Annotated in this window: 29 protein-coding genes; 10 read left to right on the top strand and 19 right to left on the bottom strand. The window is 71.0% G+C overall.

Features of this window, described 5'->3' with window-relative positions; all coding sequences use genetic code 11:
- Nucleotides 1-26 precede the first annotated feature (26 nt).
- The gene (locus RTA_RS06250) at nucleotides 27-1,190 is read left to right on the top strand and encodes an ABC transporter substrate-binding protein (protein ID WP_013900540.1); all 1,164 of its coding nucleotides are present in this window, start codon (nucleotides 27-29) and stop codon (nucleotides 1,188-1,190) included.
- A gap of 6 nt (nucleotides 1,191-1,196) precedes the next feature.
- Here RTA_RS06250 and RTA_RS06245 read toward each other — a convergent pair whose 3' ends face one another.
- The 3 genes from RTA_RS06245 to orn all read right to left on the bottom strand — a co-directional run bounded on the left by RTA_RS06245 (nucleotide 1,197) and on the right by orn (nucleotide 4,492).
- Nucleotides 1,197-2,042: an IclR family transcriptional regulator gene (locus RTA_RS06245; protein ID WP_013900539.1), complete on the bottom strand. Its 846-nt coding sequence runs from the start codon at nucleotides 2,040-2,042 to the stop codon at nucleotides 1,197-1,199.
- Nucleotides 2,043-2,056: 14 nt separating this feature from the next.
- A complete protein-coding gene (locus RTA_RS06240) occupies nucleotides 2,057-3,694 on the bottom strand; it encodes a DEAD/DEAH box helicase (protein WP_041675114.1) in 1,638 nt (545 codons plus the stop codon).
- A 210-nt stretch (nucleotides 3,695-3,904) separates the two neighbouring features.
- On the bottom strand, nucleotides 3,905-4,492 hold the full coding sequence (gene orn, locus RTA_RS06235) for an oligoribonuclease (protein ID WP_013900537.1): 588 nt from the start codon (nucleotides 4,490-4,492) through the stop codon (nucleotides 3,905-3,907).
- Between the two features lie 35 nt (nucleotides 4,493-4,527).
- On the opposite strand from orn, the gene RTA_RS06230 reads away from it, so the two are divergent.
- Genes RTA_RS06230 through rsgA form a run of 3 tightly spaced genes read left to right on the top strand, consistent with a single transcriptional unit; the run spans nucleotide 4,528 to nucleotide 7,067 of the window.
- Nucleotides 4,528-5,799: a M48 family metallopeptidase gene (locus tag RTA_RS06230; RefSeq protein WP_013900536.1), complete on the top strand. Its 1,272-nt coding sequence runs from the start codon at nucleotides 4,528-4,530 to the stop codon at nucleotides 5,797-5,799.
- The gene (locus RTA_RS06225) at nucleotides 5,796-6,128 is read left to right on the top strand and encodes a 4a-hydroxytetrahydrobiopterin dehydratase (protein ID WP_013900535.1); all 333 of its coding nucleotides are present in this window, start codon (nucleotides 5,796-5,798) and stop codon (nucleotides 6,126-6,128) included. Before RTA_RS06230 ends, RTA_RS06225 begins: the two co-directional genes overlap by 4 nt.
- A 12-nt stretch (nucleotides 6,129-6,140) precedes the next feature.
- Nucleotides 6,141-7,067 (top strand): ribosome small subunit-dependent GTPase A, encoded by a 927-nt coding sequence (gene rsgA, locus RTA_RS06220; protein WP_013900534.1) that lies wholly within the window; start codon nucleotides 6,141-6,143, stop codon nucleotides 7,065-7,067.
- An 18-nt stretch (nucleotides 7,068-7,085) separates the two neighbouring features.
- Here rsgA and RTA_RS06215 read toward each other — a convergent pair whose 3' ends face one another.
- The 6 genes from RTA_RS06215 to rpsP all read right to left on the bottom strand — a co-directional run bounded on the left by RTA_RS06215 (nucleotide 7,086) and on the right by rpsP (nucleotide 11,352).
- Entirely contained in the window at nucleotides 7,086-8,090 is a 1,005-nt protein-coding gene (locus RTA_RS06215) for a CobD/CbiB family protein (RefSeq protein ID WP_013900533.1), read from the bottom strand.
- A 37-nt stretch (nucleotides 8,091-8,127) separates the two neighbouring features.
- On the bottom strand, nucleotides 8,128-8,847 hold the full coding sequence (locus tag RTA_RS06210; protein WP_013900532.1) for a CoA pyrophosphatase: 720 nt from the start codon (nucleotides 8,845-8,847) through the stop codon (nucleotides 8,128-8,130).
- Between the two features lie 73 nt (nucleotides 8,848-8,920).
- On the bottom strand, nucleotides 8,921-9,298 hold the full coding sequence (rplS, locus tag RTA_RS06205; protein ID WP_013900531.1) for a 50S ribosomal protein L19: 378 nt from the start codon (nucleotides 9,296-9,298) through the stop codon (nucleotides 8,921-8,923).
- Nucleotides 9,299-9,422: 124 nt separating this feature from the next.
- Nucleotides 9,423-10,181: a tRNA (guanosine(37)-N1)-methyltransferase TrmD gene (gene trmD, locus RTA_RS06200; RefSeq protein ID WP_013900530.1), complete on the bottom strand. Its 759-nt coding sequence runs from the start codon at nucleotides 10,179-10,181 to the stop codon at nucleotides 9,423-9,425.
- A gap of 333 nt (nucleotides 10,182-10,514) precedes the next feature.
- The gene (gene rimM / locus RTA_RS06195) at nucleotides 10,515-11,081 is read right to left on the bottom strand and encodes a ribosome maturation factor RimM (protein ID WP_013900529.1); all 567 of its coding nucleotides are present in this window, start codon (nucleotides 11,079-11,081) and stop codon (nucleotides 10,515-10,517) included.
- 4 nt (nucleotides 11,082-11,085) lie between these two features.
- The gene (rpsP, locus tag RTA_RS06190; RefSeq protein ID WP_013900528.1) at nucleotides 11,086-11,352 is read right to left on the bottom strand and encodes a 30S ribosomal protein S16; all 267 of its coding nucleotides are present in this window, start codon (nucleotides 11,350-11,352) and stop codon (nucleotides 11,086-11,088) included.
- Between the two features lie 139 nt (nucleotides 11,353-11,491).
- Here rpsP and RTA_RS06185 point away from each other — a divergent pair, with 139 nt between their 5' ends.
- Genes RTA_RS06185 through RTA_RS06175 form a run of 3 tightly spaced genes read left to right on the top strand, consistent with a single transcriptional unit; the run spans nucleotide 11,492 to nucleotide 13,015 of the window.
- Nucleotides 11,492-12,025, top strand: coding sequence for a GNAT family N-acetyltransferase (locus tag RTA_RS06185; protein WP_013900527.1), 534 nt, complete (start codon nucleotides 11,492-11,494; stop codon nucleotides 12,023-12,025).
- Complete coding sequence (locus RTA_RS06180; protein ID WP_013900526.1) at nucleotides 12,022-12,471, top strand: TM2 domain-containing protein; 450 nt, start codon at nucleotides 12,022-12,024, stop codon at nucleotides 12,469-12,471. Before RTA_RS06185 ends, RTA_RS06180 begins: the two co-directional genes overlap by 4 nt.
- A gap of 10 nt (nucleotides 12,472-12,481) precedes the next feature.
- On the top strand, nucleotides 12,482-13,015 hold the full coding sequence (locus RTA_RS06175; protein ID WP_013900525.1) for a GNAT family N-acetyltransferase: 534 nt from the start codon (nucleotides 12,482-12,484) through the stop codon (nucleotides 13,013-13,015).
- A gap of 138 nt (nucleotides 13,016-13,153) precedes the next feature.
- Here the strand turns inward: RTA_RS06175 and RTA_RS06170 are convergent, their stop codons facing one another.
- Together RTA_RS06170 and RTA_RS06165 are read right to left on the bottom strand one after the other, a co-directional pair.
- Nucleotides 13,154-14,164 carry an inorganic phosphate transporter gene (locus tag RTA_RS06170; RefSeq protein ID WP_013900524.1) on the bottom strand — a complete coding sequence of 337 codons (1,011 nt, stop codon included), beginning with the start codon at nucleotides 14,162-14,164 and terminating at the stop codon, nucleotides 13,154-13,156.
- Between the two features lie 10 nt (nucleotides 14,165-14,174).
- Nucleotides 14,175-14,822, bottom strand: a complete 648-nt coding sequence (locus RTA_RS06165) for a DUF47 domain-containing protein (RefSeq protein ID WP_013900523.1) — start codon at nucleotides 14,820-14,822, stop codon at nucleotides 14,175-14,177.
- Between the two features lie 78 nt (nucleotides 14,823-14,900).
- On the opposite strand from RTA_RS06165, the gene RTA_RS06160 reads away from it, so the two are divergent.
- The 3 genes from RTA_RS06160 to RTA_RS06150 are packed head-to-tail and all read left to right on the top strand — an operon-like array spanning nucleotide 14,901 to nucleotide 16,996.
- Nucleotides 14,901-15,539: a pseudouridine synthase gene (locus RTA_RS06160; protein ID WP_013900522.1), complete on the top strand. Its 639-nt coding sequence runs from the start codon at nucleotides 14,901-14,903 to the stop codon at nucleotides 15,537-15,539.
- A 37-nt stretch (nucleotides 15,540-15,576) separates the two neighbouring features.
- Nucleotides 15,577-16,206 (top strand): dioxygenase family protein, encoded by a 630-nt coding sequence (locus tag RTA_RS06155; RefSeq protein ID WP_081466221.1) that lies wholly within the window; start codon nucleotides 15,577-15,579, stop codon nucleotides 16,204-16,206.
- Between the two features lie 28 nt (nucleotides 16,207-16,234).
- Nucleotides 16,235-16,996 carry an SDR family NAD(P)-dependent oxidoreductase gene (locus tag RTA_RS06150; protein WP_041675112.1) on the top strand — a complete coding sequence of 254 codons (762 nt, stop codon included), beginning with the start codon at nucleotides 16,235-16,237 and terminating at the stop codon, nucleotides 16,994-16,996.
- A 7-nt stretch (nucleotides 16,997-17,003) separates the two neighbouring features.
- On the opposite strand, the gene RTA_RS06145 is transcribed toward RTA_RS06150, so the two are convergent.
- The 8 genes from RTA_RS06145 to RTA_RS06110 all read right to left on the bottom strand — a co-directional run bounded on the left by RTA_RS06145 (nucleotide 17,004) and on the right by RTA_RS06110 (nucleotide 24,109).
- A complete protein-coding gene (locus tag RTA_RS06145; RefSeq protein WP_013900519.1) occupies nucleotides 17,004-17,759 on the bottom strand; it encodes a 2OG-Fe dioxygenase family protein in 756 nt (251 codons plus the stop codon).
- Between the two features lie 38 nt (nucleotides 17,760-17,797).
- Entirely contained in the window at nucleotides 17,798-18,079 is a 282-nt protein-coding gene (locus tag RTA_RS06140; RefSeq protein ID WP_013900518.1) for a DUF427 domain-containing protein, read from the bottom strand.
- Entirely contained in the window at nucleotides 18,076-19,092 is a 1,017-nt protein-coding gene (egtD, locus tag RTA_RS06135; RefSeq protein ID WP_013900517.1) for an L-histidine N(alpha)-methyltransferase, read from the bottom strand. The genes RTA_RS06140 and egtD overlap by 4 nt, the downstream gene beginning before the upstream one ends.
- A complete protein-coding gene (egtB, locus tag RTA_RS06130) occupies nucleotides 19,086-20,330 on the bottom strand; it encodes an ergothioneine biosynthesis protein EgtB (RefSeq protein WP_013900516.1) in 1,245 nt (414 codons plus the stop codon). The genes egtD and egtB overlap by 7 nt, the downstream gene beginning before the upstream one ends.
- A gap of 234 nt (nucleotides 20,331-20,564) precedes the next feature.
- Nucleotides 20,565-21,029 carry a cupin domain-containing protein gene (locus RTA_RS06125; protein WP_013900515.1) on the bottom strand — a complete coding sequence of 155 codons (465 nt, stop codon included), beginning with the start codon at nucleotides 21,027-21,029 and terminating at the stop codon, nucleotides 20,565-20,567.
- A gap of 2 nt (nucleotides 21,030-21,031) precedes the next feature.
- Nucleotides 21,032-21,754, bottom strand: coding sequence for a ferritin-like domain-containing protein (locus RTA_RS06120; protein ID WP_013900514.1), 723 nt, complete (start codon nucleotides 21,752-21,754; stop codon nucleotides 21,032-21,034).
- 14 nt (nucleotides 21,755-21,768) lie between these two features.
- Entirely contained in the window at nucleotides 21,769-22,953 is a 1,185-nt protein-coding gene (locus tag RTA_RS06115) for a hypothetical protein (protein WP_013900513.1), read from the bottom strand.
- Nucleotides 22,954-23,101: 148 nt separating this feature from the next.
- Nucleotides 23,102-24,109, bottom strand: coding sequence for an LLM class flavin-dependent oxidoreductase (locus RTA_RS06110; protein WP_226986125.1), 1,008 nt, complete (start codon nucleotides 24,107-24,109; stop codon nucleotides 23,102-23,104).
- Between the last annotated feature and the right edge of the window lie 37 nt (nucleotides 24,110-24,146).

The raw sequence follows: 24,146 nt of genomic DNA, 5'->3' as shown, positions 1-24,146 counted from the left end.
CGTTCGTTTTCACAAGGAGACACACCATGGCTTTCCCCTCCACCCTCCAACGCCTGGCCGCCGTGTCGGCCGTGGCGCTGGCTTCCAGCGGCGCGGCGCTGGCCCAGGAAGTGGTCAAGATCGGCTACTCCGGCCCGCTGTCGGGCGGCGCGGCGCTGTACGGCAAGAACGTGCTGGACGGCATGCAGATGGCCGCGGGCGAGATCAACGCCCAGGGCCTGGAAGTGGGCGGCAAGAAGTACAAGCTGGAGATCGTCGCGCTGGACGACAAGTACAACCCCAGCGAGACGGCCATCAACGCCCAGCGCCTGGTGCAGGAGCACAAGACGCCGGCCATCCTGGTGCCGCACTCGGGCGGCAGCTTCGCCGTGCAGACCAACAACGAGGCGCAGAAGTACCTGCTGCTGTCGTACACCAGCGTGCCGCAGGTGACGGCGCGCGGCAACAAGATGACGCTGCGCATCCCGCCGGAGTTCACCTCCTACATCGAGCCCTTCGTCAAGCACGCGATGGGCAAGTACGGCAAGAACGTGGCCATCGCCAATGCCGACCACGATTACGCCAAGGCCTGGACCGCCGCCTTCAAGCCGGCTTGGGAAAAGGCCGGGGGCAAGGTGGTGGCCGAGAACCCGATGTCCTACAACCGCGCCACCGACTTCTACAGCGGCGTCAGCCGGGTGCTGGCCGCCAAGCCTGACGTGCTGTTCATCGGCGGCGCCTCCGAGCCCACCGGCCTGGTGGTCAAGCAGGCGCGGGAGCTGGGCTTCAAGGGCGGCTTCATCATCATCGACCAGGCCAAGATGGACGAGATGGCCCAGGTGACGGGCGGCTATGCCCCGCTGGAAGGCTCGATCGGCGTGCTGCCGGTGGTGGACGACCCGGCCCCCGCGACCAAGGCCTTCGTCGAGCGCTTCCGCAAGGCCTACCCGGGCCGCAACCCCAGCTCCGAGGTGTCGCTGAACTACACCGCCGTGCACGCCACGGCCCTGGCGATGAAGCTGGCCGGCACCACCACCGATGCCGCGGCCATCCGCGCCAGCCTGGACAAGGCGATGAAGCAGCTGCCGCCGGCCGCCAACCCGCACGGCCTGGAGGGCGTGGACGAGCGCGGCGGCTCGCTGGCCAACACGCGCGTGGCGGTGGTCGAGGGCGGCAAGGTGCAAGAGCGGGCGCTGCGCGACTTCCGGTAAGCAGGCCTAGCCGGCCCAGCGCCGCGCCGGCGTGGCGCCGGCGGCCGCATCCTCGATGGCGGCCGCCAGGGCGATCAGGCGGGGCCGCACCTCGCCGAGCAGGTACTGCGGCGACAGCCGCGCCGCCGGCCCGCCGCAGCTGATCGCCATGGGCGGCAGCCCCTCGCCCGGCCGCACGGCGCAGGCGATGCCGTTGATGTCCGACAGCCACTCGCCGAAGGAACAGGTCACGCCCAGGGTGCGGTGCTCGTGCAGCGAACCCTCGATGCCGCGGCGCAGCGCCGGCCAGGCGGCCGCATCGCGCCGCCGGATGCGTTCCAGGAAATCCTCGCGCTCGGGCGCTTCGATGGCCGACAGCCAGGCGCGGCCCATGGCCGTGGTGGCCACCGGGATGCGCGCGCCCATGTCCAGCGCCTGGGCCGGCGGCCGGGCGCTGCGGCAGGCTTCCACGTAGATCATGGACAGCCGGTCGCGCGCGCCCAGCGCCACCTCCACCTTGCACTGCGCGGCCAGTGCCTCCATGCCGGGCCGCGCCAACTGCCGCACGTCCAGCCTGGACAGCATGGCGCTGCCCAGCGACAGCGTGGCCGTGCCCAGGCGGAACTTGCCGCTCTCGCCAATCTGGATCAGGTAGCCCAGGCGCGTCAGGGTGGCCGTCAGGCGCGAGACGGTGGATTTGGGCAGGCCGCAGCGGACCGCGATGTCCTGGTTGCCCAGCAGCGCGCCCGAGCGGAAGCAGGCCAGCACCTCCAGCCCGCGCGCCAGCGCCACCACGAGGTGCCGGTCCTGCGCCGGGCGCGGCGCGCGCGCCTGCGGCGATGCAGGGGCAGCGACGCGCCTGCTGCTGGCCATCGGTCCCCTCGTCGTCAGCGCGCCGGCTTGTAGGCCCGCTTCTTGGCGTCGCGCGGCACGAAGACCTTGCCGCCGCCGCCGGGCTTGGCAAAGTCGGCCCGTGCCGGCTTCTCCCAGGGCGAAGGCGCGCGGCGGGCATCCCGCTGCTCGCCGAAGTCGCCGAACCCGGTCTTGCGGCCGAAGTCGCCGCTGCCGCCACGCTTGGCGTAGCTGCCGGCGCCGGCGCGCTGCGGGCCGCCGCGGCCCGGCTTGGCGCCGAACCCCGGCTGCGGCGCACGCGGCGCGCGCTGCTGCGGCTCGAGCCCCGGGACCACCTCGGCCTTGAACGGCTGCTTGGTGTAGGCCTCGATGTCGAAGATCTTGAAGCGGTCGCGGAACTCGGCGAACGTCACGGCCAGGCCGTCGCGCCCGGCCCGGCCGGTGCGGCCAATGCGGTGCGTGTAGTCCTCGCTCTTCATCGGCAGGCCGAAGTTGAACACGTGCGTGATGGTCGGCACGTCGATGCCGCGCGCGGCGACGTCGGTGGCCACCAGGATCTGCACCTGCCCGTTGCGCAGCGCCATCAGGCGGCGGTTGCGCAGGCCCTGGCTCAGCGCGCCGTGCAGCGCGACGGCATCGAAGCCCTCCTGCTGCAGGTCGTTGGCCAGCCCGTCGCACTCGATCTGCGTGCTGGCGAACACGATGGCCTGGTTGATCGTCGTGTCGCGCAGCCAGTGGTCCAGCATCTTGCGCTTGTGCTGGGCGTTGTCGGCCCAGAACAGCACCTGCTGGATGTTGGCGTGCTTCTCCTGCGGCGAGTCGATCTGCACCTTCTGCGGCTGGCGCATCACGCGCGCGGCCAGCTGCTGGATGCGCGGCGCGAAGGTCGCGCTGAACATCATGGTCTGGTGGCGCTCGATGGTCAGCTGGTTGATCTCGGCCAGGTCGTCGGCGAAGCCCAGGTCCAGCATGCGGTCGGCCTCGTCCACCACCAGGAACTTGACCTGGTCCAGCTTGATCTGCTGCGAACGCTGCAGGTCCAGCAGGCGTCCGGGCGTGGCCACCACCAGGTTGGCGTTCTGCAGGCGCGCGATCTGCATCTGGTAGGGCATGCCGCCCACCACGTTGGCGATGCGCAGGCCCTTGCAGTGCTTGACCAGATCGATCGCGTCGTGCGCGACCTGCTGCGCCAGCTCGCGCGTGGGGCACAGGATCAGCGCGCCGGGCGCGGCGGCCTTGAAGTTGCGCGGGTCGGTGGGGTTGCGGCGCTTGCGCTTGGGCGGCGCCTCGCCGCGCGCCGCGGCCTCGTCGGCCAGGCGCTGCTGCTCGGCGCGCTCCTGCTCTTCGGCCTGCGCCTGCAGCTTCAGCAGCGTGTGCAGCACCGGCAGCAGGAAGGCCGCGGTCTTGCCGCTGCCGGTCTGGCTGGAGACCATGAGGTCGATGAACCGCGAGGAGGCACCCTCCTCGGCGCTGTCCATCGCCAGCGGGATGGCCTGGTCCTGCACGGCGGTGGGCTGGGTGAAGCCCAGGTCCTCCACGGCGCGGATCAGTTCGGGCGCGAGGCCCAGTTTCAGGAAGCCGTTGGGTGCCACGGGCGCATCGGTGCCCGCGGTGTCGGCGTCAAAGGATTGCGCAGGCGTAAAGTCGCCCTGCACTTCGAAAGTGTCGGTCATGAGGTCTCGCACGCGAACCCGTCCCAAGGCGGGACGGCCGTCGTCAATGGTTAAGGGACATCAACCATCAAACGACGCACGGACCCTCGAGGCGGGTCCGCTGGCCCATTCGTCGGGCCTGTGCATGAAGGCAGATGCAAGGATTGCGGCGCCGGCTGGCTGCCCGGCGCTGCGAAGCCCGCTATTGTCGCACAGGCCGGTTTTTCCTGCTCACCCGGGCAGGCGCAGGAAATGCTGCCGGTAGTGCGCCAGCTCGTCGATGGATTCGTGCACGTCCGCCAGCGCGGTGTGCTTCTGCTGCTTCCTGAAGCCGGTGTACACCTCGGGATGCCAGCGCTTGGCCAGCTCCTTGAGCGTGCTGACGTCGAGGTTTCGGTAGTGGAAGAAGGCCTCCAGCCTGGGCATGTAGCGCACCAGGAAGCGCCGGTCCTGGCTGATGCTGTTGCCGCACATCGGCGTGGCGTTCCGGGGCACGTAGCGCTCCAGGAAGGCCAGCACCTCAGCCTCGGCCTGCGCCTCGGCGACGGTGGACGCCTTCACCTTGTCGATCAGCCCGCTGCGGCCGTGCGTGCCCTTGTTCCAGGCATCCATCTTGTCCAGCTGCTGGTCGCTCTGGTGGATGGCGAACACCGGGCCCTCGATGCGCGGCTCGAGCTGCGGACCGGTGACGATGACGGCGATCTCGATGATGCGGTCGACCTCGGGATCCAGCCCGGTCATCTCGCAATCGAGCCAGACCAGGTTCTGGTCGCTCTTGGCCAAGGTCGGCGGGGGTGTGGGGACAGCGGTGTCGGCCATCTCGCGATTGTCGCCTATGGCCTAAACTGCTCCGCATGCCCGCCCCCCCGTTCCTGCTCACCCTGGCCTTCGCCGCCGCCCTGCTGGCCGGCCTGGGCCTGAAGTTCTGGCTGGCCACGCGCCAGGTGCGGCACGTGGTGCGGCACCGGGAGGCGGTCCCCGCCGCGTTCGCCGGCACCGTGTCGCTGGCCTCGCACCAGAAGGCGGCCGACTACACCATCGCCAAGGCCCGCGTCGGCCTGCTGGAGCTGGCTTTCGGCACCGCGGTGCTGCTGGGATGGACGCTGCTGGGCGGGCTGGATGCGCTCAACCGCGTGCTGGTCGAGGCGCTGGGCACCGGCATGGCGCAGCAGCTGGCGCTGCTGGCCTCGTTCGCCGTGATCGGCGGCCTGCTGGACCTGCCGTTCTCGCTGTACCAGACCTTCGTGGTCGAGGAGCGCTTCGGCTTCAACAAGATGACGCCGCACCTGTGGCTGGCCGACCTGGCCAAGTCCACGCTGCTGGGCGCGGCCATCGGCCTGCCCGTGGCTTGGCTGATCCTGTGGCTGATGGGCGCCGCGGGTGCCTGGTGGTGGCTGTGGGCCTGGGGCGTGTGGATGGGTTTCAACCTGCTGCTGCTGGTGGTCTACCCCAGCTTCATCGCGCCCCTGTTCAACAAGTTCCAGCCGCTGCAGGACGAGACCCTCAAGGCCCGCGTCACCGCCCTGATGCAGCGCTGCGGCTTCTCGGCCAAGGGGCTGTTCGTGATGGACGGCAGCCGCCGCAGTGCCCATGCCAACGCCTACTTCACCGGCTTCGGCGCCGCCAAGCGCGTGGTGTTCTACGACACGCTGCTGGCCAAGCTCTCGCCCGGCGAGGTGGACGCGGTGCTGGCGCACGAGCTGGGCCATTTCAAGCACAAGCACATCGTCAAGCGCATCGTCGGCCTGTTCGCGATCAGCCTGGCCGGCTTCGCCCTGCTGGGGTGGCTGTCCACCCAGCTTTGGTTCTACACGGGCCTGGGCGTGCGGCCCAACCTGGCCGGGCCGAACGACGCGCTGGCTTTGCTGCTGTTCCTGCTGGCGGTGCCGGTGTTCTCGTTCTTCCTCTCGCCGCTGTTCGCCCGGCTGTCGCGCAAGCACGAGTTCGAGGCCGACGCCTTCGCCGTGGCCCAGACCAGCGGCACCGACCTGGGCCGCGCCCTGCTCAAGCTGTACGAGGACAACGCGTCCACGCTGACGCCCGACCCGGTCTTCGTCAAGTTCTACTACTCGCACCCGCCGGCCTCCGAACGGCTGGCCCGACTCGGACTGGAGGCTGCCCCATGACGATGCTCAGGAAAAAGGACTGGTCCCTGCTGCCCCGGCGCGCCCTCACGCCCACCGAGGTGGTGACGCGGCTGACCACCGCGCCCGGCTGGAAGCTCGCCGGCGACGGCGCCGACGTGGCGATCGAAAAGACCTTCACCTTCGCCAACTACTACGAAACCATCTCGTTCGTGAATGCCGTGGCCTTCGTGGCCAACGCGCAGGACCACCACCCCGACCTGTCGGTGCATTACAGCCGCTGCGTGGTGCGCTTCAACACGCACGATGTCCAGGGGATCTCGGACACCGACTTCGAATGCGCGGCCCTGGTCGACGCGCTGCTGGCATGAAGGCGGGCCCGTTTGGCTGCTGACGCTGCCGGCCTGCGGCCGGGCCTGGTGGTGGCCGGCCACGGGCGCCACGTGCTGGTGGAAGCCGCCGGCGGCGAACGCCTGATCTGCCATCCCCGCGGCAAGAAGAACCAGGCGGTGGTCGGCGACCGGGTGCGCTGGAAGCTGAGCCACGACGAAGGCACCATCGAGCAGATCGAGCCGCGCCGCAACCTGTTCTACCGGCAGGACGAGATCCGCACCAAGTCGTTCGCCGCCAACCTCGACCAGGTGCTGGTGCTGATTGCCGCCGAGCCGGAGTTCTCCGAAAGCCAGCTGGCGCGCGCCCTGATCGCCGCAGAGGCCGAGCGCATCGCCCCGCTGATCGCGTTGAACAAGAGCGACCTGGGCGAGGCCTTCGAACGCGCCTGGCGCCGCCTGCAGCCCTACCGGGACATGGGCTACCCCATGCTGCGCCTGGCGCTGCGGCAGTCGGGCGCGGCCGACCGCGAGCAGCTGCTGCAGCGGCTGCAGGGCAAGACCACGCTGGTGCTGGGGCCCTCCGGCGCCGGCAAGAGCACGCTGATCAACCTGCTGGTGCCCGGCGCGGCGGCACAGACCGGCGAGATCTCTCAGGCGCTCAACTCCGGCAAGCACACCACCACCAGCACCACCTGGTACTGGATGGACCCGCAGCGCAGCACGGCGCTGATCGACTCGCCCGGCTTCCAGGAATTCGGCCTGCACCACATCGAGCCGGCGAGGCTGGCGCAGCTGATGCCCGACCTGCGGCCGCACCTGGGCCAGTGCCGCTTCTACAACTGCACCCACTTGCACGAACCAGGCTGCGCCGTGCTGGCAGCCGTCGACTCGGATGCCGGTTCCCATCCCATCACTGCCCACCGCCACCGGATCTACCGCGACCTGTTCGAGGAACTGTCGCAGCCGGCGCGCTACTGACGCGGGCCGAGGACAGGCCTATCCCAGCAGGCGGGCCAGCGTCAGCAGCGCCAGCAGCACCATCCACAGCACCACCGTGCGCCAGACCAGGCCGACGATGCTGCGCAGGTGCCCGATCTCGGCCTCCCGGCCGGGCGTGCTCTCGGTGGCCTCCAGCTCGGTGACGCCGCCGGCGGCCGCGGTGCTGAAAGCCTGCGCACTGCCCGGCGCCACCGCCGCCGAGCGCAGCGATTCGCCGCCCAGGCGCACGTTCACCGCGCCCGAGGTGGCGGCCAGGATCACGCCGTCGTTGTCGCTGGGAAAGCGCTGGGCATGGTGGCGCCAGCTGTCGATGGCCTCCTCGAAGCTGCCGACCACGGCGAACGACAGGGCCGTGACCCGTGCCGGCAGCCAGTCCACCGCTCCCCAGGCCCGGATGGCGGCCCAGTCCAGCGCCTCGCTGGCGGGCTGGTTGTGGGTGCGGCTGCGCCAGCGCCAGTAGCGGGTGACGAATTCGGCCATGCGGTAGAGCACCGCGCCGGCTGGCCCCAGGCCCAGCGCCGCCAGCACCGAGAACCAGGCCAGCACGCCGAACACGTGGCGGTGCGCCGCCAGCACCGAGTACTCGATGACGTGGCGCACGATCTCGCTGCGCGGCAGCGCCGCCGCCTCGACCTGCTGCCATTGGGCCAGCAGCTCGCGCGCGCGCGCCTCGTCGCCGGCCTCCAGCGCGTCGCGGATGCTGGTGAAGTGGTGGCTGAACTGCCGGAAGCCCAGCGTCACGTACAGCACCACCACGCTCCACAGCATGGCCACCGGCCAGCCCAGGAAGTAATCCAGCAGGCCGTGCACGGCGGCCGCGGCCAGCGCCGGGCCGAGCACCGCCAGGGACCAGGCGATCCAGCCGTGGTGCGGCTTGCCCGCGTCGAAGTTGCGGCTGGTCCAGCGCGCCCAGGCGCGCAGGCCGGCATGGATGGGGTTGTGGCGCGCCAAGGGCCGGACCTGCTCGATCAGCAGGGCGAGCAGGATGGCGAAAAAACTCATGCAGCCATGATAGTGCCGCGCCGGCGCGCGCAGGCCCTCAGGCCGCCAGCAGGCGATAGAAGTTGCGCAGCATGGCGGCGGTGGCGCCCCAGATGAAGCGCTCGGTGCCGCCGTCCGGGTACGGCATGGAGAACCATTCGCGCCGCAGCCCGTTGGCCTCGAACACGTGGCGGCGGTGATTGGCGGGGTCCATCAGGAAGGCCAGCGGCACCTCGAAGGCGTCGGCCACCTCGTCGGCGTTGAGCGTCAGGCGGTGGCCGGGATCGACCAGGGCCACCACCGGCGTGACGATGAACATGGTGCCGGTGGTGTAGGTGGGCAGCTGGCCGATCACCTCGACCTGCTCCTGCGCCAGGCCGATCTCCTCCTGCGCCTCGCGCAGCGCCGTGTGCGCCGCATCGCGGTCGGTGTCGTCGCGCTTGCCGCCGGGAAAGGCCACCTGGCCCGAGTGGGTGGACAGATGGGTGGTGCGCTCGGTCAGCAGCACCGTGGGCTGCTCGCGCAGCACGATGGGCACCAGCACCGAGGCCTCGGCCGGCTGGCGGTCGGCGAAGCGGCGCTCGACCTCCACCTCCGGCCGCCACGCCGGGGGCGCCGTGAAGCGCCGGCGCAGGGCCGGCGGCGTGAGCACGGCCGCCGGCACGGCGGGCAGGTGCGAATCGACGCCGGCCACCGGCACCGCGCGCGGGTCGAAGTTCGGCAGCTTGGACAGCGGCACGAAGGGGGTGGCGGCGGAAGGTGCGGGATCGATCGGCATGGGCAATGGGGGCGCTGGAAAAGCAAAGCCGCCGCGAGCAGGGCCGGCGGCGGCTTCGTGGCGGGCGGGCCGCTTACTCGGCGGCCGCTGCCGCCTTGCTCGGCAGCTTTTCCTTGATGCGCGCCGACTTGCCGCTGCGCTCGCGCAGGAAGTACAGCTTGGCGCGGCGCACGTCGCCGCGGCGCTTGACCTCGATGCCGGCGATCAGCGGGCTGTAGGTCTGGAAGGTGCGCTCCACGCCTTCGCCGCTGGCGATCTTGCGCACGGTGAAGCCGCTGTTCAGGCCGCGGTTGCGCTTGGCGATCACCACGCCTTCGTAGGCCTGCACGCGCTTGCGGTTGCCTTCGACGACGTTGACGCTCACGATCACCGTGTCGCCGGGGGCGAAGTCGGGGATCTTCTTGCCCGTGCGGGCGATTTCCTCTTGTTCGAGGGTCTGGATCAGGTTCATGGTGTCCTCGGAGATCGTGCCCGCGCCGTGTTGGAGAGGAAGCGCCGGTTTGACGGCGCCGGACCGACGCGGCCGCGTCGGTCCTTGGAATGCTGCCGGACAGAGGATCTGGAAAAGCCCGCGATTATAGCCGGGCGGCCAGGCGGGACAGGAAGGCCTCGTCGGCCCGGTCCAGCCGGCCCGCCGCCCGCGCCGCCTCGATCAGCTCGGGCCGGGCCCGGGCCGTGGTCTCCAGCCGCCGCTCGCGGCGCCAGCGCTCGATCTCGGCATGGTGGCCCGAGAGCAGCTCGGCCGGCACGCGGCGGCCACCCCATTCCTCGGGCCGGGTGTAGTGCGGGCAGTCCAGCAGGCCGTCCAGCGCGGGGTTGAAGCTGTCGGCCTCGTGGCTGCCGGCATCGTTCAGTACGCCGGGCTGCAGCCGGGCCACGGCGTCGAGCAGGGCCATGGCCGGGATCTCGCCGCCCGACAGCACGAAGTCGCCCAGGCTGAGCTGCATGTCGACGTGGGCGTCGATGAAGCGCTGGTCGATGCCTTCGTAGCGGCCGCACACCAGGATGGCGCCGGCGCCGGCCGACCACTGCGCCACGCCGGCATGGTCCAGGCGTCGCCCCGTGGGGGAGAACAGCACCACCGGCGCCGCGTCGGCGACGCGGGCCTCGCGGATCGCGGCCAGGCAGCGCGCCAGCGGCCCGGCCAGCATCACCATGCCGGGCCCGCCGCCGAACGGCCGGTCGTCCACGCGCCGGTAGTTGCCTTCGGCGAAATCGCGCGGGTTCCACAGCCGCACGTCGACCTGCCGGGACTCGAACGCCCGGCGCGTCACGCCCGCCTCGAGGAAGGGCGCGAACAGCTCGGGGAACAGGGTGATGACGTCGAAGCGCATGGCAGGTCGATTCTGCATGGATTGGCGAGCGTCACCTCTCGCGGGGCGGCAGGCGGTGCCCGGGCGGGGCGATTTCTGGGGCGGCGGGACGGCTCTTCGGCCTGGGGCTGCGCGCCGCAGGTGCGGCGCGCTTCGTGATCTGACTCGCGGCATCTGTTTGAGCGCAGCGGCCTTCGGGCGCGCAGCGAGTTATGCCGCGGCCCCAGGCTGAAGAGAACGGCCCGCGAAGTCCGTCCGTGCGCCAGCACGGACCGCCACAGTATGAGCCCCGCCCGGGCACCGCCTGCCGCGCCGCGCGGGGATAGCGTCTGCAGCCGCGCGGAGCGACAGCGCTCAGTAATCCGCCTGCCAGTCCACCGTGATGCGCCGGCCCGGCACGTCCACCGTGTCCACGTAGGCGGAAACGAAGGGGATCATGCGCTCGGCCGGCTTGCCCTCGGCCTCGTAGCCCACCACCAGCACGGTCTGCGGGCCGGTGGAGAGCAGCTCGCGCACCTCGCCCAGCGCCTCTCCCTGGCGGTTGACCACGGCCAGGCCGATCAGGTCGACCCAGTAGTACTCATCCTCGGCCGCGGTGGGGAAGCTGGAGCGGGGGATGAAGATGCGCGCGCCGCGCAGGGCCTCGGCGGCGTCGCGGCCGTCCACCTCGTGGGCGCTGGCGACGATGCTGTCCGAATGCTCCTTGGCCTCGCGGATGCGCAGCAGCACCGTGCCGGCGAACGCCTTGGCGCCGCGCTCGGACGGCTGCAGGAACCAGCGCTTGGAAGAAAAAAGCGCTTCCGGGGAAGCGCTGTGGGGCAGGACCTTGAACCAGCCCTTGACGCCCCAGGCGTCGTGGATGCGGCCGACTTCGACCGCATCGGCCGGCAGCTCCGCCGGCTCGAGCCCGGGGATCGACACGGCCTTAGGCCGCGGCGGCGGCCGGGGCCTTGTCGGCGGCCTGCTTGATCAGGCGCTCCACCGTGGGCGAGGCCTGGGCGCCGACGCCGCGCCAGTAGGTCAGGCGATCCTGGGCGATGCGGATGCTTTCCTCGTTGTCCTTGGCGATCGGGTTGTAGAAACCGATGCGCTCGATGAAGCGGCCGTCGCGGCGGATCCGCTTGTCGGCCACGACGATGTTGAAGAACGGACGGGCCTTGGCGCCGCCGCGGGAGAGTCGGATCACGACCATGATTTATCCTTCGGGTGGTGGGGAGCAGCCGCCACCGGCCACCCCGTCATTTCTTCCAGCGTTTGAGACACGCGACATAGCCACCCGGCCAGCGACACGCTGAAAAGCCCGCGATTATAACCTTCCTGCGCGTGATCCCATGACCCTCATCCGCCCCAGCCGCGACGGTGACCTCGCCGCCATCGCCGCCATCTACGGCCACCACGTGTCGCACGGCACCGGCACCTTCGAGACCACCCCGCCGACCGAGGCCGACATGGCCGCCCGCCGCGCCGACGTGCTGGCCAAGGGCCTGCCCTACCTGGTGGCCGAGGAGGACGGCCGGGTGCTGGGTTTTGCCTACTGCCAGTGGTTCAAGCCGCGGCCGGCCTACCGCTACTCGGCCGAGGACTCGATCTACCTGCACCCGGACGCCTGCGGCCGCGGGCTGGGCCGGCAACTGCTGGCGGCGCTGGCCGCCGCGGCCGAGGCCGCCGGCGTGCGCAAGCTGATCGCCGTGATCGGCGACTCGGCCAATGCCGGCTCCATCGGCCTGCACCGCGCACTGGGCTTCGAGCGGGTGGGCGTGATCCGCAGCTGCGGCTGGAAATTCGGCCGCTGGCTGGACATCGTGCTGATGGAAAAACCCCTGGGCGATGCCGATCGCAGCACGCCCGAAGGGAGCGGCGCATGACGAAGAACAAGACCTTGGCGGCCTGGCTGGCCTTCCTGGGCGGGCCGCTGGGCCTGCACCGCTTCTACCTGCGCGGCCTGGGCGACCTGCTGGGCTGGGCGCTGCCCATCCCCACGGCGCTGGGCATCTACGGTATCCAGCGGGTGCAGCAGTTCGGCCAGGACGACAAGCTGAGCTGGCTGCTGGTCCCGCTGCTGGGCTTCACCATCGCCGGCTGCGCCCTCACGGCCATCGTGTATGGCCTGATGGACAGGCAGAAGTGGAACGCCCGCTTCAACCCGGGGGCGGACGCCGAGGCGGCGCCGGGCGCCACCAGCTGGCTGACCATAGGCGCGATCGTGGTGTCCCTGATGGTGGGCACGGCGGTGCTGATGGCCAGCATCGCCTTCAGCTTCCAGCGCTACTTCGAGCTGCAGGTCGAGGAAGGCCGGCGCATCTCGCAGTGAGGAGCAGACGGTGCAGACTCCGAACATCCTGATCCGCCCCGCCGAGCCCGCGGATGCGGCGGCTGTTTCCGCCCTGCTCGGGCGCATCGGCACCGTGGAAGGCACGCTGCAGGTGCCTGATGCGGCCATTGCCTCGCGCATCGACATGCTGCAGCGCGTCGAGCCGCGCGACTGCAAGCTGGTGGCCGTGGCCGCCGGCGAGATCGTGGGCATGGCCGGCCTGCACACGGTGCACGCCAGCCTGCGCCGCGGCCATGTGCGGCTGCTGGGCATCGGCATGGCCACCGAATGGCAAGGCCGGGGGATCGGCCGCCAGCTGATGACGCGCCTGCTCGATTGGGCCGACCACTGGGCCGGCGTGCTGCGCATCGAACTGCACGTCCATGAGGACAACACGCGCGCCATAGCGCTCTACCGCAGCCTTGGCTTTGTCGAGGAGGGCCGCCACCGCGCCTATGCCCTGAAGAACGGCCGCTACGTGGACAGCTTGTCCATGGCGCGGCTACATCCCCGCCCGCCCACGCTGCCGGCGCAGCTCGCCTGACTGCCCACCACGACCGCAGGTCGAACCGTTCGCACGGACAGCGTGCAGTGCGAACACCTCATGGGATGGGCCGGGCTTCGCTCGGCTCGTCCCATCTGATCAAAACCACTCGCGAAACGCGCAGCGTTTTGCGAGTGCCTAGAAGATCTGCAGGCTGATCCAGTAGGCCACCGCCGCCACGAAGGCGCTGGCCGGGATGGTGAAGACCCAGGCCCAGACGATGTTGCCGGCCACGCCCCAGCGCACGGCGCTGGCGCGCTGGGTGGAGCCCACCCCTACGATGGCGCCGGTGATGGTGTGGGTGGTCGACACCGGGATCCCCAGTCCCGTGGCCAGGAACAGCGTCAGCGCGCCGCCGGTCTCGGCGCAGAAGCCGCCCACCGGCTTGAGCTTGGTGATCTTCTGGCCCATGGTCTTGACGATGCGCCAGCCGCCGAACATGGTGCCGGCCGCGATGGCGATGTAGCAGCTGACCACCACCCAGCTCGGCGGCGCCGCCGCGCCCGAGGCGGTGTAGCCGGTGGCGATCAGCAGCATCCAGATGATGCCGATGGTCTTCTGCGCGTCGTTGCCGCCGTGGCCCAGGCTGTAGGCGCCCGCCGAGACCAGTTGCAGCCGCCGGAACCAGCGGTCCACCCGCGAGGGGGCCGAGCGGCGGAAGCCCCAGGCCACGATCACCATCATCAGCGAGCCCAGCAAGAAGCCCAGCGTGGGCGAGACGAAGATGAACAGCACGGTCTTGAGGATGCCCGCGCCCACCAGCGAGCCGGTGCCGGCCTTGGCGATCACCGCGCCCACGATGCCGCCGATCAGCGCATGCGAGGAACTGCTGGGGATGCCGTAGTACCAGGTCAGCACGTTCCAGCTGATGGCGCCCACCAGGGCGCCGAACACCACGTGGGTGTCCACCACCCCCGGCTGGACGATGCCCTTGCCCACCGTGGCCGCCACGCTCAGGTGGAAGACGAAGATGGCGACGAAGTTGAAGAAGGCGGCGAACAGCACGGCCTGCCCCGGGCGCAGCACGCCGGTGGACACCACGGTGGCGATGGAATTCGCCGCGTCGTGGAAGCCGTTCATGAAGTCGAAGGCCAGGGCCAGCGCCACCAGCAGGATCACCACCCACAGGGCGGCCTGTGCGGTCTCCATCGAACCGTCCTTACGAGTTCTCGAGGACGATGCCCTCGATCACGTTGGCCACGTCCTCGCACTTGTCGGTGACGGTCTCCAGCAGCTCGTAGATGGCCTTGAGCTTGAGCACCTCGCGCACGTCCGGCTCCTCGCGGAACAGCTTGCTCATGGCGCTGCGCATGACGCGGTCGGCGTCCGACTCGAGCCGGTCGATCTCCTCGCAGGTCTTGAGCGCCGCCTCGGCCGTGGACGCGTCGGCCAGCCGGGCGATCAGGCCCACGGCGTCCTGCAGCCGCTCGCAGCACTTGACGCTCAGGTCGGTCAGGCGCGTGATCTCCTCGTTGACCTGGCGCAGGTCGTACAGCGACATGGTCTCGGCCGAGTCCTGGATCAGGTCGGCCACGTCGTCCATGGTGTTGATCAGCGTGTGGATCTGGTCCCGGTCGATGGGCGTGATGAAGGTCTTGTGGATCAGCCGGTTGACCTCGTGCGTGACGCGGTCGGCGGCGCGCTCGGCGGCGTCGACCTCGCGCGTGTAGCGCTCGCGCAGGCCGGCGTCGCTATAGTTGGCCACCAGCCGGGAAAACGCGTGCGCCGCCTCGACGATGCGGGCGGCGTGCTGGTTGAACATCTCGAAAAAGTTGCCTTCGCGCGGCAGCAGCTTGCCGAACAGCATGCAGTCTCCCTTCCGGAGCGTTTGGATGACAGTTTTGTGACGGCGGCGAGTGTACCGTCCGGGCCCGGCGCGGCCCCCGTGCTCATCCATGCAGATGCCGACTGCATCGTGGTGGACAAGCCGGCCGGGCTGCTCTGCGTGCCCGGCCGCGGTCCCGGCAAGCAGGAGTGCCTGGCCGCCCGGGTACAGCAGCGTTTCCCCGACGCGCGGGTGGTGCACCGGCTGGACATGGCGACCTCGGGCTTGTGGCTGATGGCGCGCGGCGCGGCCCTGCAGCGCGCGTTCGGCGACGCCTTCGCCCGGCGCGAGGTCGGCAAGCGTTACGTGGCAGTGGTGGCCGGCCTCCTGCTTCCGATGCCTGCCGACGCCGAGGGCTGGAGCCGCATAGCCCTGCCGCTGGCCGCCGACTGGCCCAACCGCCCGCGGCAGCAGGTGGACCCGCACGCCGGCAAGCCCAGCCTCACGCTCTGGCGCGTGCTGGGCCACGACGCGGCGGCCGGCAGCACCCGCCTGGAGCTGGCGCCGGTGACCGGCCGCACGCACCAGCTGCGGGTGCACCTGATGGCGCTGGGCCACCCCATACTGGGCGACGCGCTGTACGCGCCGCCCGAGGTGGCGGCCCGGGCGCCGAGGCTGCTGCTGCACGCCAGCGCCCTGGCGCTGCCGCACCCGGTGAGCGGGGCGCCCCTGGCCTTTGCCTCGCCGCCGCCCTTCTGAGCCGGAACTCCGCGTCGCCGCCCAGGCTCGAAACCGCATGGCCCCGCCCCGTCCCCCACTCCTGCCCCGCCGCACCGTCGCCGCCGCCCTGGTGGCCGCGCCCGCCGTGCTGCTGGGCGCCCGTGCCCAGTCACCCACGCGGCAGGCCACGCCGTCGCAGACCGAGGGGCCGTTCTACCCGGTGGAGCTGCCCGCCGACAGCGACTTCGACCTGCTGCGCAACGGTACCCGGACCTATGGCCGCGGCCAGCCGGCCTGGGTGGAAGGTCAGGTCACGGACCTGGCCGGGCGCCCGGTGGCCGGCGCGCAGGTGGAGATCTGGCAGTGCGACGAGGCCGGCCACTACCACCATCCGGGCGACGGCGGGCGGGCCGATCCGGCCTTCCAGGGCTTCGGCCGCGTGCAGGTGGGCAACGACGGCGCCTGGCGCTTCCGCACCATCCGCCCGGTGGCCTACAGCGGCCGCACGCCGCACATCCATGTCAAGGTCCGGCTGGGCCCGCGCGAGCTGCTGACCACCCAGCTCTACGTGCAGGGCGACCCCGGCAACCCGCGCGACGGCCTGTGGCGCCGGCTGGATACCGCCTCGCGCGAGGCCCTCACGGTGCCGTTCGCCGCCGGGCCGGACGGGCTGCGCGCCCGCTTCCCCCTCGTGGTCGCCGCCTGAGCCGCAGCGCCGCCGCTACGATGGCGGCATGACCGCTCCCCCCCTCACCCTCCTCACCGGCGCCTCGCGCGGCATGGGCCTGGCGATGGCCCGCCAGCTGCTGCGATCGGGCCACGAGCTGCTGTGCATCTCGCGCAAGCCCAACGGCGAGCTGACCGCGCAGGCCGCGGCCGCCGGCCTGCGTTGCGAGCAGTGGCCGGCCGACCTGGGCCGGCCCGACGCCGTCGCGGCCCGGCTGGAGACCTGGCTCAAGGAACGCGGCGCACGGGACGAGCCTGCCTCGGTCACCCTGATCAATAACGCCGGCGTGATCCCCGAGATCGCGCCGCTGGAGCAGATCGCCTACGGCCAGGTCGCCGACGCGATGCGGGTGGACCTGGAGGCGCCGATGCTGCTGTCCGGCGCCTTCCTGCGCGCCACCACGGGCTGGCGCTGCCCGCGCAGGCTGCTCAACATCTCCTCCGGCCTGGGGCGCCGCGCCATGGCCTCGCAGGCTGTCTATTGCGCGGCCAAGGCCGGCATGGACCATTTCAGCCGCTGCGTTGCGCTGGAGCAGGCTCAGCAGGCCAACGGCGCCCGCGTCTGCTCGCTGGCGCCCGGGGTGATCGACACCGACATGCAGGTGCAGCTGCGCAGCGCGGACGCCAGCCGCTTCCCCGACATCGGCGCCTTCCAGGGCATGAAGCAGCAGGGTGCGCTGAGCACGCCCGACGACGCCGCCGCCCGCGTGCTGGCTTTCCTGGCGCGGCCGGACTTCGGCAAGGAGCCGGTGGCCGACGTGCGGGGCTGAAGCCCTACTAGGCCGCCGCCGGCCCTTGGAAACCGCCGGCGCGCAGCGTCACCACCAGCGTGTCGCGGTGGCCGGCCTCGCCCACCGGCTGGATGGGCGTGGATTCGTGGATCACGCGCTCGTCATCCAGCAGCAGCACGCTCCAGGGCTCGGTGAGGGTGAAACGCATGCCGGCCGGCCCGTCGGCCTGGAACACCCGGGTCTCGCCGCCCTTGATGCCCTGGCGCGCCACCAGGAACACGGCCACCAGGTCGACGCCGTCGCGGTGCGCGCCCTCGGGCGTGGGCCGGCCGATGCCGTCCGTGGTGTCGATGCGGAACTGGTGCGCCTCGGCATACCAGGGCTGCGCGCCCTTGAGCGCCGAGGCGGTGCGGCCCAGCGCCGCCAGCAGCCGGCCCCAGGCGGGCGAGGCCGCGACGGCGGGTTCCATGGGCTCGAACCAGCGCTCCATGCCGCCGTGCAGGGCGTTGTACTCCACCGGCTGCCAGTGCGCGCGGTGCGGCACCGGCTGCACCGCCGCGCCCCCACCCTCGCTGCTGACCACGAAGCACGAATGCCGGCGCCGCCGGTAGCGCCCGCCGTCCTTGAGGTAGCCGTCCGGCGCCAGGCGGTCCCAGCTGGGCAGCCAGTCCTGCAGCTCGCGCGGCGTGCAGCCGGTCCAGCCGCGCACGCCCGCGGCATCGAGCACGGCGAAGCCATGCTCGCGCAGCTGCGCGTCGAGTTCGGCGGGCGGGGTGAGGACGGGCGCGAGCGCGAGGGTCATGCGCCGAGCTTAGCGCAGCGCCCCTGCCCGAGCCGGCGTCAGGGTTCGACCTTGACGCCCTTCCAGAACGCCACCCGGCCGCGCACCATCTCGGCCTCGGGCTTGGGATCCGCGTAGTACCAGGCCGCGTCCGGGTTCAGCTCGCCGTCCACCAGCAGCGAGTAGTAGCTGGCCTGGCCCTTCCAGGGGCAGGTGGTCCTGTGGTTGCTGAAGGTGACGTACTCGCGCCTGAGCGCCGACTCGGGGAAGTAGTGGTTGCCTTCCACCACCACGGTGTCGTCGCTCTGCGCGATCACCACGCCGTTCCAGCTTGCTTTCATCGCCGTTCCTTCTCGTCGTTGGAAGCGTCGGGCGCGTGCAGCCAGTGCACGCTGAACAGGCGCCGCGCATCGGCCCACGCCGCGCCCGGCCGGAAGCCCGCCTTCACCGCCAGCGCGCGCAGCCCCTCGACCGTGAACTTGTGCGAGTTCTCGGTGTGCAGCGTCTCGCCCTCGGCCATCTCGTGGCACTCGCCGCCCAGCGCGATGCGCTGCGCCCGGCGGCTGACCAGGTGCATCTCGATGCGCTGCAGCGGCGCGTTGTAGAAGGCGGCGTGCGCAAACTGGTCCAGTGCGAAGTCCGCGCCCAGCTCGCGGTTGGCGCGGGCCAGCAGGTTCAGGTTGAAGGCGGCCGTCACGCCCTGTGCGTCGTTGTACGCCGCATGCAGCAGCGCCGGGTCCTTCACCAGGTCGGCGCCCAGCAGCAGCGCGCCGCCGCGCAGCACGCGCGCCGCCATGCGCAGGAACTGCAGCGCCTCCTCGGGCGAGAAGTTGCCCAGGGTGGAACCCGGGAAGAAGCCGACCCGCCGGCCGGCGCCCGGCGTGGCGGCCGGCAGCAGCAGGCGCTGCGTGTAGTCGGCGGCCACGGGGTGCACCTCCAGCCCGGCGTAGTCGCGCCGCAGCACGGCGGCGGCCGCGGCCAAGTGCTCGGCCGAGATGTCGATGGGAAGGTAGCGGGCCGGACGCTCGAGCGCGTCCAGCAGCAGCCGCACCTTGGTGCACGAGCCGGCGCCGAACTCCACGATCTCGGCCCGCGGCCCGGCCAGGGCCGCGATCTCGCCGGCCCGCTCGCGCAGGATGGCTACTTCGGTGCGGGTCGGGTAGTACTCGGGCAGTTCGCAGATCCGGTCGAACAGGCGCGAGCCCTCGGCATCGTAGAAGTACTTGGGCGAGATGGCGCGCGGCCGCTGGACCAGGGCTTGGACCAGGTCGCGGCCGAACTCGCTGCCCTGTACGGCCGACGGCGCCGGGCCATGGGTGTCGGTGGCGCGCTTCAGGGCATTCGCATTCAGCATTCGGCATCCTTGGCCAGTCGCAGGCCGGAGAACTGCCAGCGCGCGGCCGGCGGGAAGAAGTTGCGGTAGCTGGGCCTGGTATGGCCCGGCGGCGTCGCGAGGCTGCCGCCGCGCAGCACGACCTGGCCGACCATGAACTTGCCGTTGTACTCGCCCACGGCGCCGGACAGCGGCCGGAAACCGGGATAGGGATCATAGGACGAGCGCGTCCACTGCCAGACATGGCCGGTGGCCTGGTCCAGCCCCGGCTGCACGCTGGCCGCCTCCCATTCGAATTCCGTGGGCAGCCGCGCGCCGGCCCACTCGGCGTACGCGGCCGCCTCGTACAAGCTCAGCTGCGATACCGGCGCCGACGCGTCCAGCGGCTGCACGCCGTGCAGGCCGAACACCTGCCAGTCCTCGGCCGGCGCGCGCGGATCGCCGGGCGCCAGCCAGTAGGCCGGCGCCCGCCAGCCCTGCGCCTGCACGGCGGCCCAGCCGTCCGACAGCCACAGGCTGGCGCGGCGGTAGCCGCCGTCGGCAATGAATTCCGCGTACTCGCCGCAGGTCACCAGCCGGCTGGCGATCTGGAAGGGCCGCAGCAGCACGGCGTGGCGCGGCGTCTCGCTGTCGAAGGCGAAACCCGGACCGGCATGGCCGACCTCGACCACCCCGCCAGGCAGGGCCAGCCACTGCGGCGCCGGCCCGCTGCCGGCCAGGCGCAGCACCGGCGGCTCGGGCCGGCGGTAGGCCGGCAGCAAGGGGTTGCACGAGAACGCGTGCAGGATGTCGGTGAGGATCAGCTCCTGGTGCTGCTGCTCGTGCTGCAGTCCCAGTTCCACCAGCGAGGCCGCGGCGTCGGCCGGGCCGTCACCGGCCAGCAGCGCCTGCATCGCCTCGTCCACGTGGCTGCGGTACGCCAGCACCTCGTCCAGGGACGGCCGGGTCAGCAGTCCACGCTGCGGCCTCGGATGGCGCGGGCCCAGCGATTCGTAGTACGAGTTGAACAGGTGGAAGAAGCGCCGGTCGTACGGCCGCCAGCCGGGCACATGCGCCGCCAGGACCACCGCCTCGAAGAACCAGCTGGTGTGCGCCAAGTGCCACTTGGTGGGACTGGCGTCCGGCATGGACTGGATGCACTGGTCCTCGGCCGACAGCGGCTGGGCCAGCGCCAGGCTGTGCGCACGCACGGCCTGGTAGCGCCGGAGAAGATCGTTGCGGTGGACGGCGACGTCCGGAGAAGAAAGGCGGCCGGGCAAAACGGGGTCAGCCCATCGTGCGCGCCAGCACGGCGCCCCAGGCGGCCACGGCGACGGCCATCACGACGGCATGAAAAATGAAGCTTTCGGACCAGCGCATGACAGGAACTCCCTTACAAATGGTTAAGTGGAAGTGCCCTCATTTGTAGCAAGACGTTACAGCCGAGCTTGTAGGAGACCGCCTTGTCTCGCCCGCCGAACCCTCTGGCGTGGAGCTAGGACTTTCCCTACGCCTCAGGCCGGATGTGTGGGATCGATCCAGCGCACGTGCTCGGGCTTTTCCACCGGCTCGATGTCCAGGTTGATCGCCACGGCCTGGCCGTCGCTGCGGCACAGCACGCACTCCAGCACCTCGGTGGCGCTGGCGTTGATCTCCTGGTGCGGCACATAGGGCGGCACGTAGATGAAGTCGCCCGGACCGGCCTCGGCGGTGAATTCCAGCCGCCCGCCCCAGCGCATGCGGGCCCGGCCGCGCACCACGTAGATCACGCTTTCCAGGTGGCCGTGGTGGTGCGCGCCGGTCTTGGCGTCCGGATGGATGGTGACCGTGCCCGCCCAGAGCTTCTGGGCGCCGACGCGGGCGAAGTTGATCGCCGCCTTGCGGTCCATGCCCGGCGTGGACGGCACGTTGCCGTCCAGCCGGTCGCCGGGGATCACCCGCACGCCGTCGTGCTTCCAGTCGGTCGGGTGCTCCCCCACGCTCAGGTCGCCTCTTCCAGCACCGCCTGGCGCAGCCAGCCCTGCACCGTCTGCAGGTGCTGGCGCTCGGTCTCCAGCGCCACGGTGAACTGCTGCGCCATCTCGGTGTGGCCCATGTCGTTGGCCAGCTCGATCAGCAGGTCCCAGCCGGCGTTGTCGCCCAGCTCGATCATGAGGATGGAGTTAAGCGCCTGGGCCACGGTGGTGCGCGGATCGGTCATCACCTGCAGGTGGCCCAGGGCCGCCACGCCCGAGATGTCGGCGCAGGGCGTCATGGCCGTCGGGTCCGCGCCCAGCTCGGCAATGCACTTGGCCACCATGTGGAAGTGAGACTCCTCGTCGTCGCGGATGCGCATCAGCGCGGCGGTGTCGACCATGGGGCCGCTGCTGGCCGCGCTCACCTTCAGGATCAGCGCCTCGTACAGCCGCACCCCGGTGCGCTCGTAGGCCGCGCGCTCGCCCAGCTTGTCCAGCAGCACCGACGGCTTGTTGCCCTTGAGGGTGTCCATCATGGTGCTGGCCATGCCCTTGAGCTTGGCCGGCACCGGCACCGAGCCGACGCGGTCGGCCTCCAGGGCGTAGGTCTTGCGCAGCTCGGCCATCGCCTCGGTGTCGGCCGGTGCGCGCTGGCCCTCCTGCTGCGCGAAGCTGACCATGGTGCCCTTGCTCAGGGGCGCCATGTCCAGCCCGGTGCGGTTCATGCCGGTGGAAATCGTGTTGTCCATGGTGTGCTCCTTCTTCAGGCGGTGGCGGGCTGGGTGGTGGGCAGCATGTTGCGGTTGAGCTCGGTGCCGGGCGTCCACTGGTAGCCGCCCGAGACGCTGTTGGACGGCGAGCCCTGCGAATTCATGTGGTTGCGGTAAGCCAGCGAGGAGACTGCTTCCGCGTCCTCGTCCACGAACTGCGTGCCGTCCTTGCGCAGGGGCACCTCGGCCAGGGTCTTGCGCACGAAGTCGCGCTGGCTCTTGTACTGGATGAAGGCCGGCAGCTTGCCGTCGCCCAGCACCTCGGCCGGGTCGCGCCGCTCGGTGTCCTTGAACAGCTGCATCGCCACCTGGAAGTGGCCGAGCTCGTAGTCCAGGAAGCGCTCCCACAGCGTCTTCAGGCGCGGGTTGGTCTCCTGCTCGGCGCAGGCGGCGTAGTTCCAGACCTCGGCGGCCTCGTGCAGCATCAGCTTCTCCAGCGGCGACTCGTCGGGGTTGAGCATGGAGCCGTAGTGCGTGATGTGCTGGCTTTCCACCGAGGCGATCTCGGCGTACAGCAGCCGCGCCACCGGGTCGGCGAACACCGGGCCGATGTTCATGTAGTAGTCGTGGGTCTGGTACTCGCCGCCCACCAGGGTGATCGCATGCAGCTTGGTCGCGAGCTGGGCGTCGCGCGGATAGGGCTCCATGAGCTCGTTCTCCGGCGCGCGGTGGTGGACCAGGGTGGGCCGGCCGGGCACGATGTCGGTATAGCCCTGGACGATGTTGTTGGCGTCCTTGCCCTCCAGCCGGTCCATCAGGGCCGAGTAGCGGTACAGGTGGTCGAAGTCCTCCAGCAGGCCGAAGCGGTAGCCCTGGGCCATGTAGGGATCGGGCTCCAGCTGGGCCACCGACGCCGTCACCTCGATGGCCACCTGCTCGTAGGCGATGGTGGTCTCCAGCGGCGAATGGTCGGCCGACAGCATCCAGTTGATGGCGGTGGCCTGGTGCTGCTCCACCCGCATCAGCTGGGCGATGGGCACGCGTGCCTCGCGGTTCATGCGCAGCAGCACCTGCTTGAGGCGCAGCGCATCCAGCTCCACGCCGTTCATGAGGATCACGCGGATGCGGGTGAACGCATCGTCGTCGAGCTTGCTGATGGGCTTTTGCACCAGCTCCTTCCAGGTGAAGCGCTGCTGGTCCAGCGCCGTGCCCCGGTCTTGCAAGAGATTGATGGCCATGTCGTTCCTTGTGTGGAGAAAAGGGGATCGAACCAGGCGGGGGGCAATCGGGGTGCCTTAAGGCAAATGGCAGCACCGGCGCGGTGCCGGCGGCTGCCCGGTAAAAGGAGCGGCAAGTTCTCCAGGCGCGCGGCCCGCCGGCGGCGGCTCAGCCCAGGCCGAACTCGCGCGCCAGCAGTTCGTAGGAGCGGCGCTGGGCCGCCGGGTCCCAGGTCCAGGTGATGATGACCAGCTCGCCCACGTCCAGCTCGGCGGCCAGCGCCGTGAGCTTGTCGCGCACCTGGGCGGCGCTGCCCACCAGCGCCTTGCGGCGCAGCTCCTCGCTGTGGAAGCGCTCGGAGCCGCCGTACGGCCGCAGCGCCTCCTCGGGCGGCAGCAGCGGGCCGAAGCGGCCGGCGTTGCGGTCGATGCGGGCCCGCTCGCGGCTGGCGAACAGGCGCCAGGCCTCCTCCTCGGTATCCGCCGCCAGCGCCCACACGCAGACCGTGGCGCAGGGCTCGGGCAGCAGCCCCGGGCGGAAGGTGGCGCGGTACAAGTCCAGCGCCTGAGAGCAGCCCTCGCCCTCGCTGATGAAGTGGGCGAAGGCGTAGGGCATGCCATGGTAGGCCGCCAGCTGGGCGCCGTAGCCCGAGCTGCCCAGCATCCACAGCTGCGGCGCCGTCGCGCCCATGGGCAGGGCCTGGATGCCGTGTCCGGCATGGCCCTCGGGCAAGCCCTGGCCGCTCACCCAGGCGTGCAGCTCCAGCACCTGCTGGGGAAAGTCCTCGGCCGAGCGCAGGTGGGGGTTGAGCAGGCGGGCGGTGCGCTGGTCGCTGCCCGGCGCGCGGCCCACGCCCAGGTCGATGCGGCCCGGCGCCAGCGCGTCCAGCACCCGGAACTGCTCGGCCACCTTGAAAGGCGAGTAGTGCGGCAGCATCACCCCGGCGCTGCCGATGCGGATGCGCGAGGTGCGCGCCGCCACGGCGGCCATCAGCACCTCTGGCGCGCTGCCCACGATGGTGGGCAGGCTGTGGTGCTCGCTCAGCCAGAACCGGTGGTAGCCCAGCGCCTCGCAGCGCTCGGCCAGCGCCAGGGTGTGGCGGATCGACTCGTCCTGGGGGCGGCCGGCGCGGGCCACGGACTGGTCGAGCACGGAAAGGCGCAGCGTGGGCATCATGGTGTGCAAGCTTGTCACAGGCGCGGCACGCCCGGAA

The sequence above is a fragment of the Ramlibacter tataouinensis TTB310 genome, from assembly GCF_000215705.1.
GTDB classification, from domain to species: Bacteria; Pseudomonadota; Gammaproteobacteria; order Burkholderiales; family Burkholderiaceae_C; genus Ramlibacter; species Ramlibacter tataouinensis.
Note: the sequence above shows the minus strand (reverse complement) of the source record. Positions and strands in the feature narration are given on the sequence as shown.

Coding starts and splice junctions, on each gene's coding strand:
- RTA_RS06250 (WP_013900540.1), top strand. CDS start 27: ATGGCTTTCCCCTCCACCCTCCAACGCCTGGCCGCCGTGTCGGCCGTG.
- RTA_RS06245 (WP_013900539.1), bottom strand. CDS start 2,042: ATGGCCAGCAGCAGGCGCGTCGCTGCCCCTGCATCGCCGCAGGCGCGC.
- RTA_RS06240 (WP_041675114.1), bottom strand. CDS start 3,694: ATGACCGACACTTTCGAAGTGCAGGGCGACTTTACGCCTGCGCAATCC.
- orn (WP_013900537.1), bottom strand. CDS start 4,492: ATGGCCGACACCGCTGTCCCCACACCCCCGCCGACCTTGGCCAAGAGC.
- RTA_RS06230 (WP_013900536.1), top strand. CDS start 4,528: ATGCCCGCCCCCCCGTTCCTGCTCACCCTGGCCTTCGCCGCCGCCCTG.
- RTA_RS06225 (WP_013900535.1), top strand. CDS start 5,796: ATGACGATGCTCAGGAAAAAGGACTGGTCCCTGCTGCCCCGGCGCGCC.
- RTA_RS06215 (WP_013900533.1), bottom strand. CDS start 8,090: ATGAGTTTTTTCGCCATCCTGCTCGCCCTGCTGATCGAGCAGGTCCGG.
- RTA_RS06210 (WP_013900532.1), bottom strand. CDS start 8,847: ATGCCGATCGATCCCGCACCTTCCGCCGCCACCCCCTTCGTGCCGCTG.
- rplS (WP_013900531.1), bottom strand. CDS start 9,298: ATGAACCTGATCCAGACCCTCGAACAAGAGGAAATCGCCCGCACGGGC.
- trmD (WP_013900530.1), bottom strand. CDS start 10,181: ATGCGCTTCGACGTCATCACCCTGTTCCCCGAGCTGTTCGCGCCCTTC.
- rpsP (WP_013900528.1), bottom strand. CDS start 11,352: ATGGTCGTGATCCGACTCTCCCGCGGCGGCGCCAAGGCCCGTCCGTTC.
- RTA_RS06185 (WP_013900527.1), top strand. CDS start 11,492: ATGACCCTCATCCGCCCCAGCCGCGACGGTGACCTCGCCGCCATCGCC.
- RTA_RS06180 (WP_013900526.1), top strand. CDS start 12,022: ATGACGAAGAACAAGACCTTGGCGGCCTGGCTGGCCTTCCTGGGCGGG.
- RTA_RS06170 (WP_013900524.1), bottom strand. CDS start 14,164: ATGGAGACCGCACAGGCCGCCCTGTGGGTGGTGATCCTGCTGGTGGCG.
- RTA_RS06165 (WP_013900523.1), bottom strand. CDS start 14,822: ATGCTGTTCGGCAAGCTGCTGCCGCGCGAAGGCAACTTTTTCGAGATG.
- RTA_RS06155 (WP_081466221.1), top strand. CDS start 15,577: ATGGCCCCGCCCCGTCCCCCACTCCTGCCCCGCCGCACCGTCGCCGCC.
- RTA_RS06150 (WP_041675112.1), top strand. CDS start 16,235: ATGACCGCTCCCCCCCTCACCCTCCTCACCGGCGCCTCGCGCGGCATG.
- RTA_RS06145 (WP_013900519.1), bottom strand. CDS start 17,759: ATGACCCTCGCGCTCGCGCCCGTCCTCACCCCGCCCGCCGAACTCGAC.
- RTA_RS06140 (WP_013900518.1), bottom strand. CDS start 18,079: ATGAAAGCAAGCTGGAACGGCGTGGTGATCGCGCAGAGCGACGACACC.
- egtD (WP_013900517.1), bottom strand. CDS start 19,092: ATGCTGAATGCGAATGCCCTGAAGCGCGCCACCGACACCCATGGCCCG.
- RTA_RS06120 (WP_013900514.1), bottom strand. CDS start 21,754: ATGGACAACACGATTTCCACCGGCATGAACCGCACCGGGCTGGACATG.
- RTA_RS06115 (WP_013900513.1), bottom strand. CDS start 22,953: ATGGCCATCAATCTCTTGCAAGACCGGGGCACGGCGCTGGACCAGCAG.
- RTA_RS06110 (WP_226986125.1), bottom strand. CDS start 24,109: ATGATGCCCACGCTGCGCCTTTCCGTGCTCGACCAGTCCGTGGCCCGC.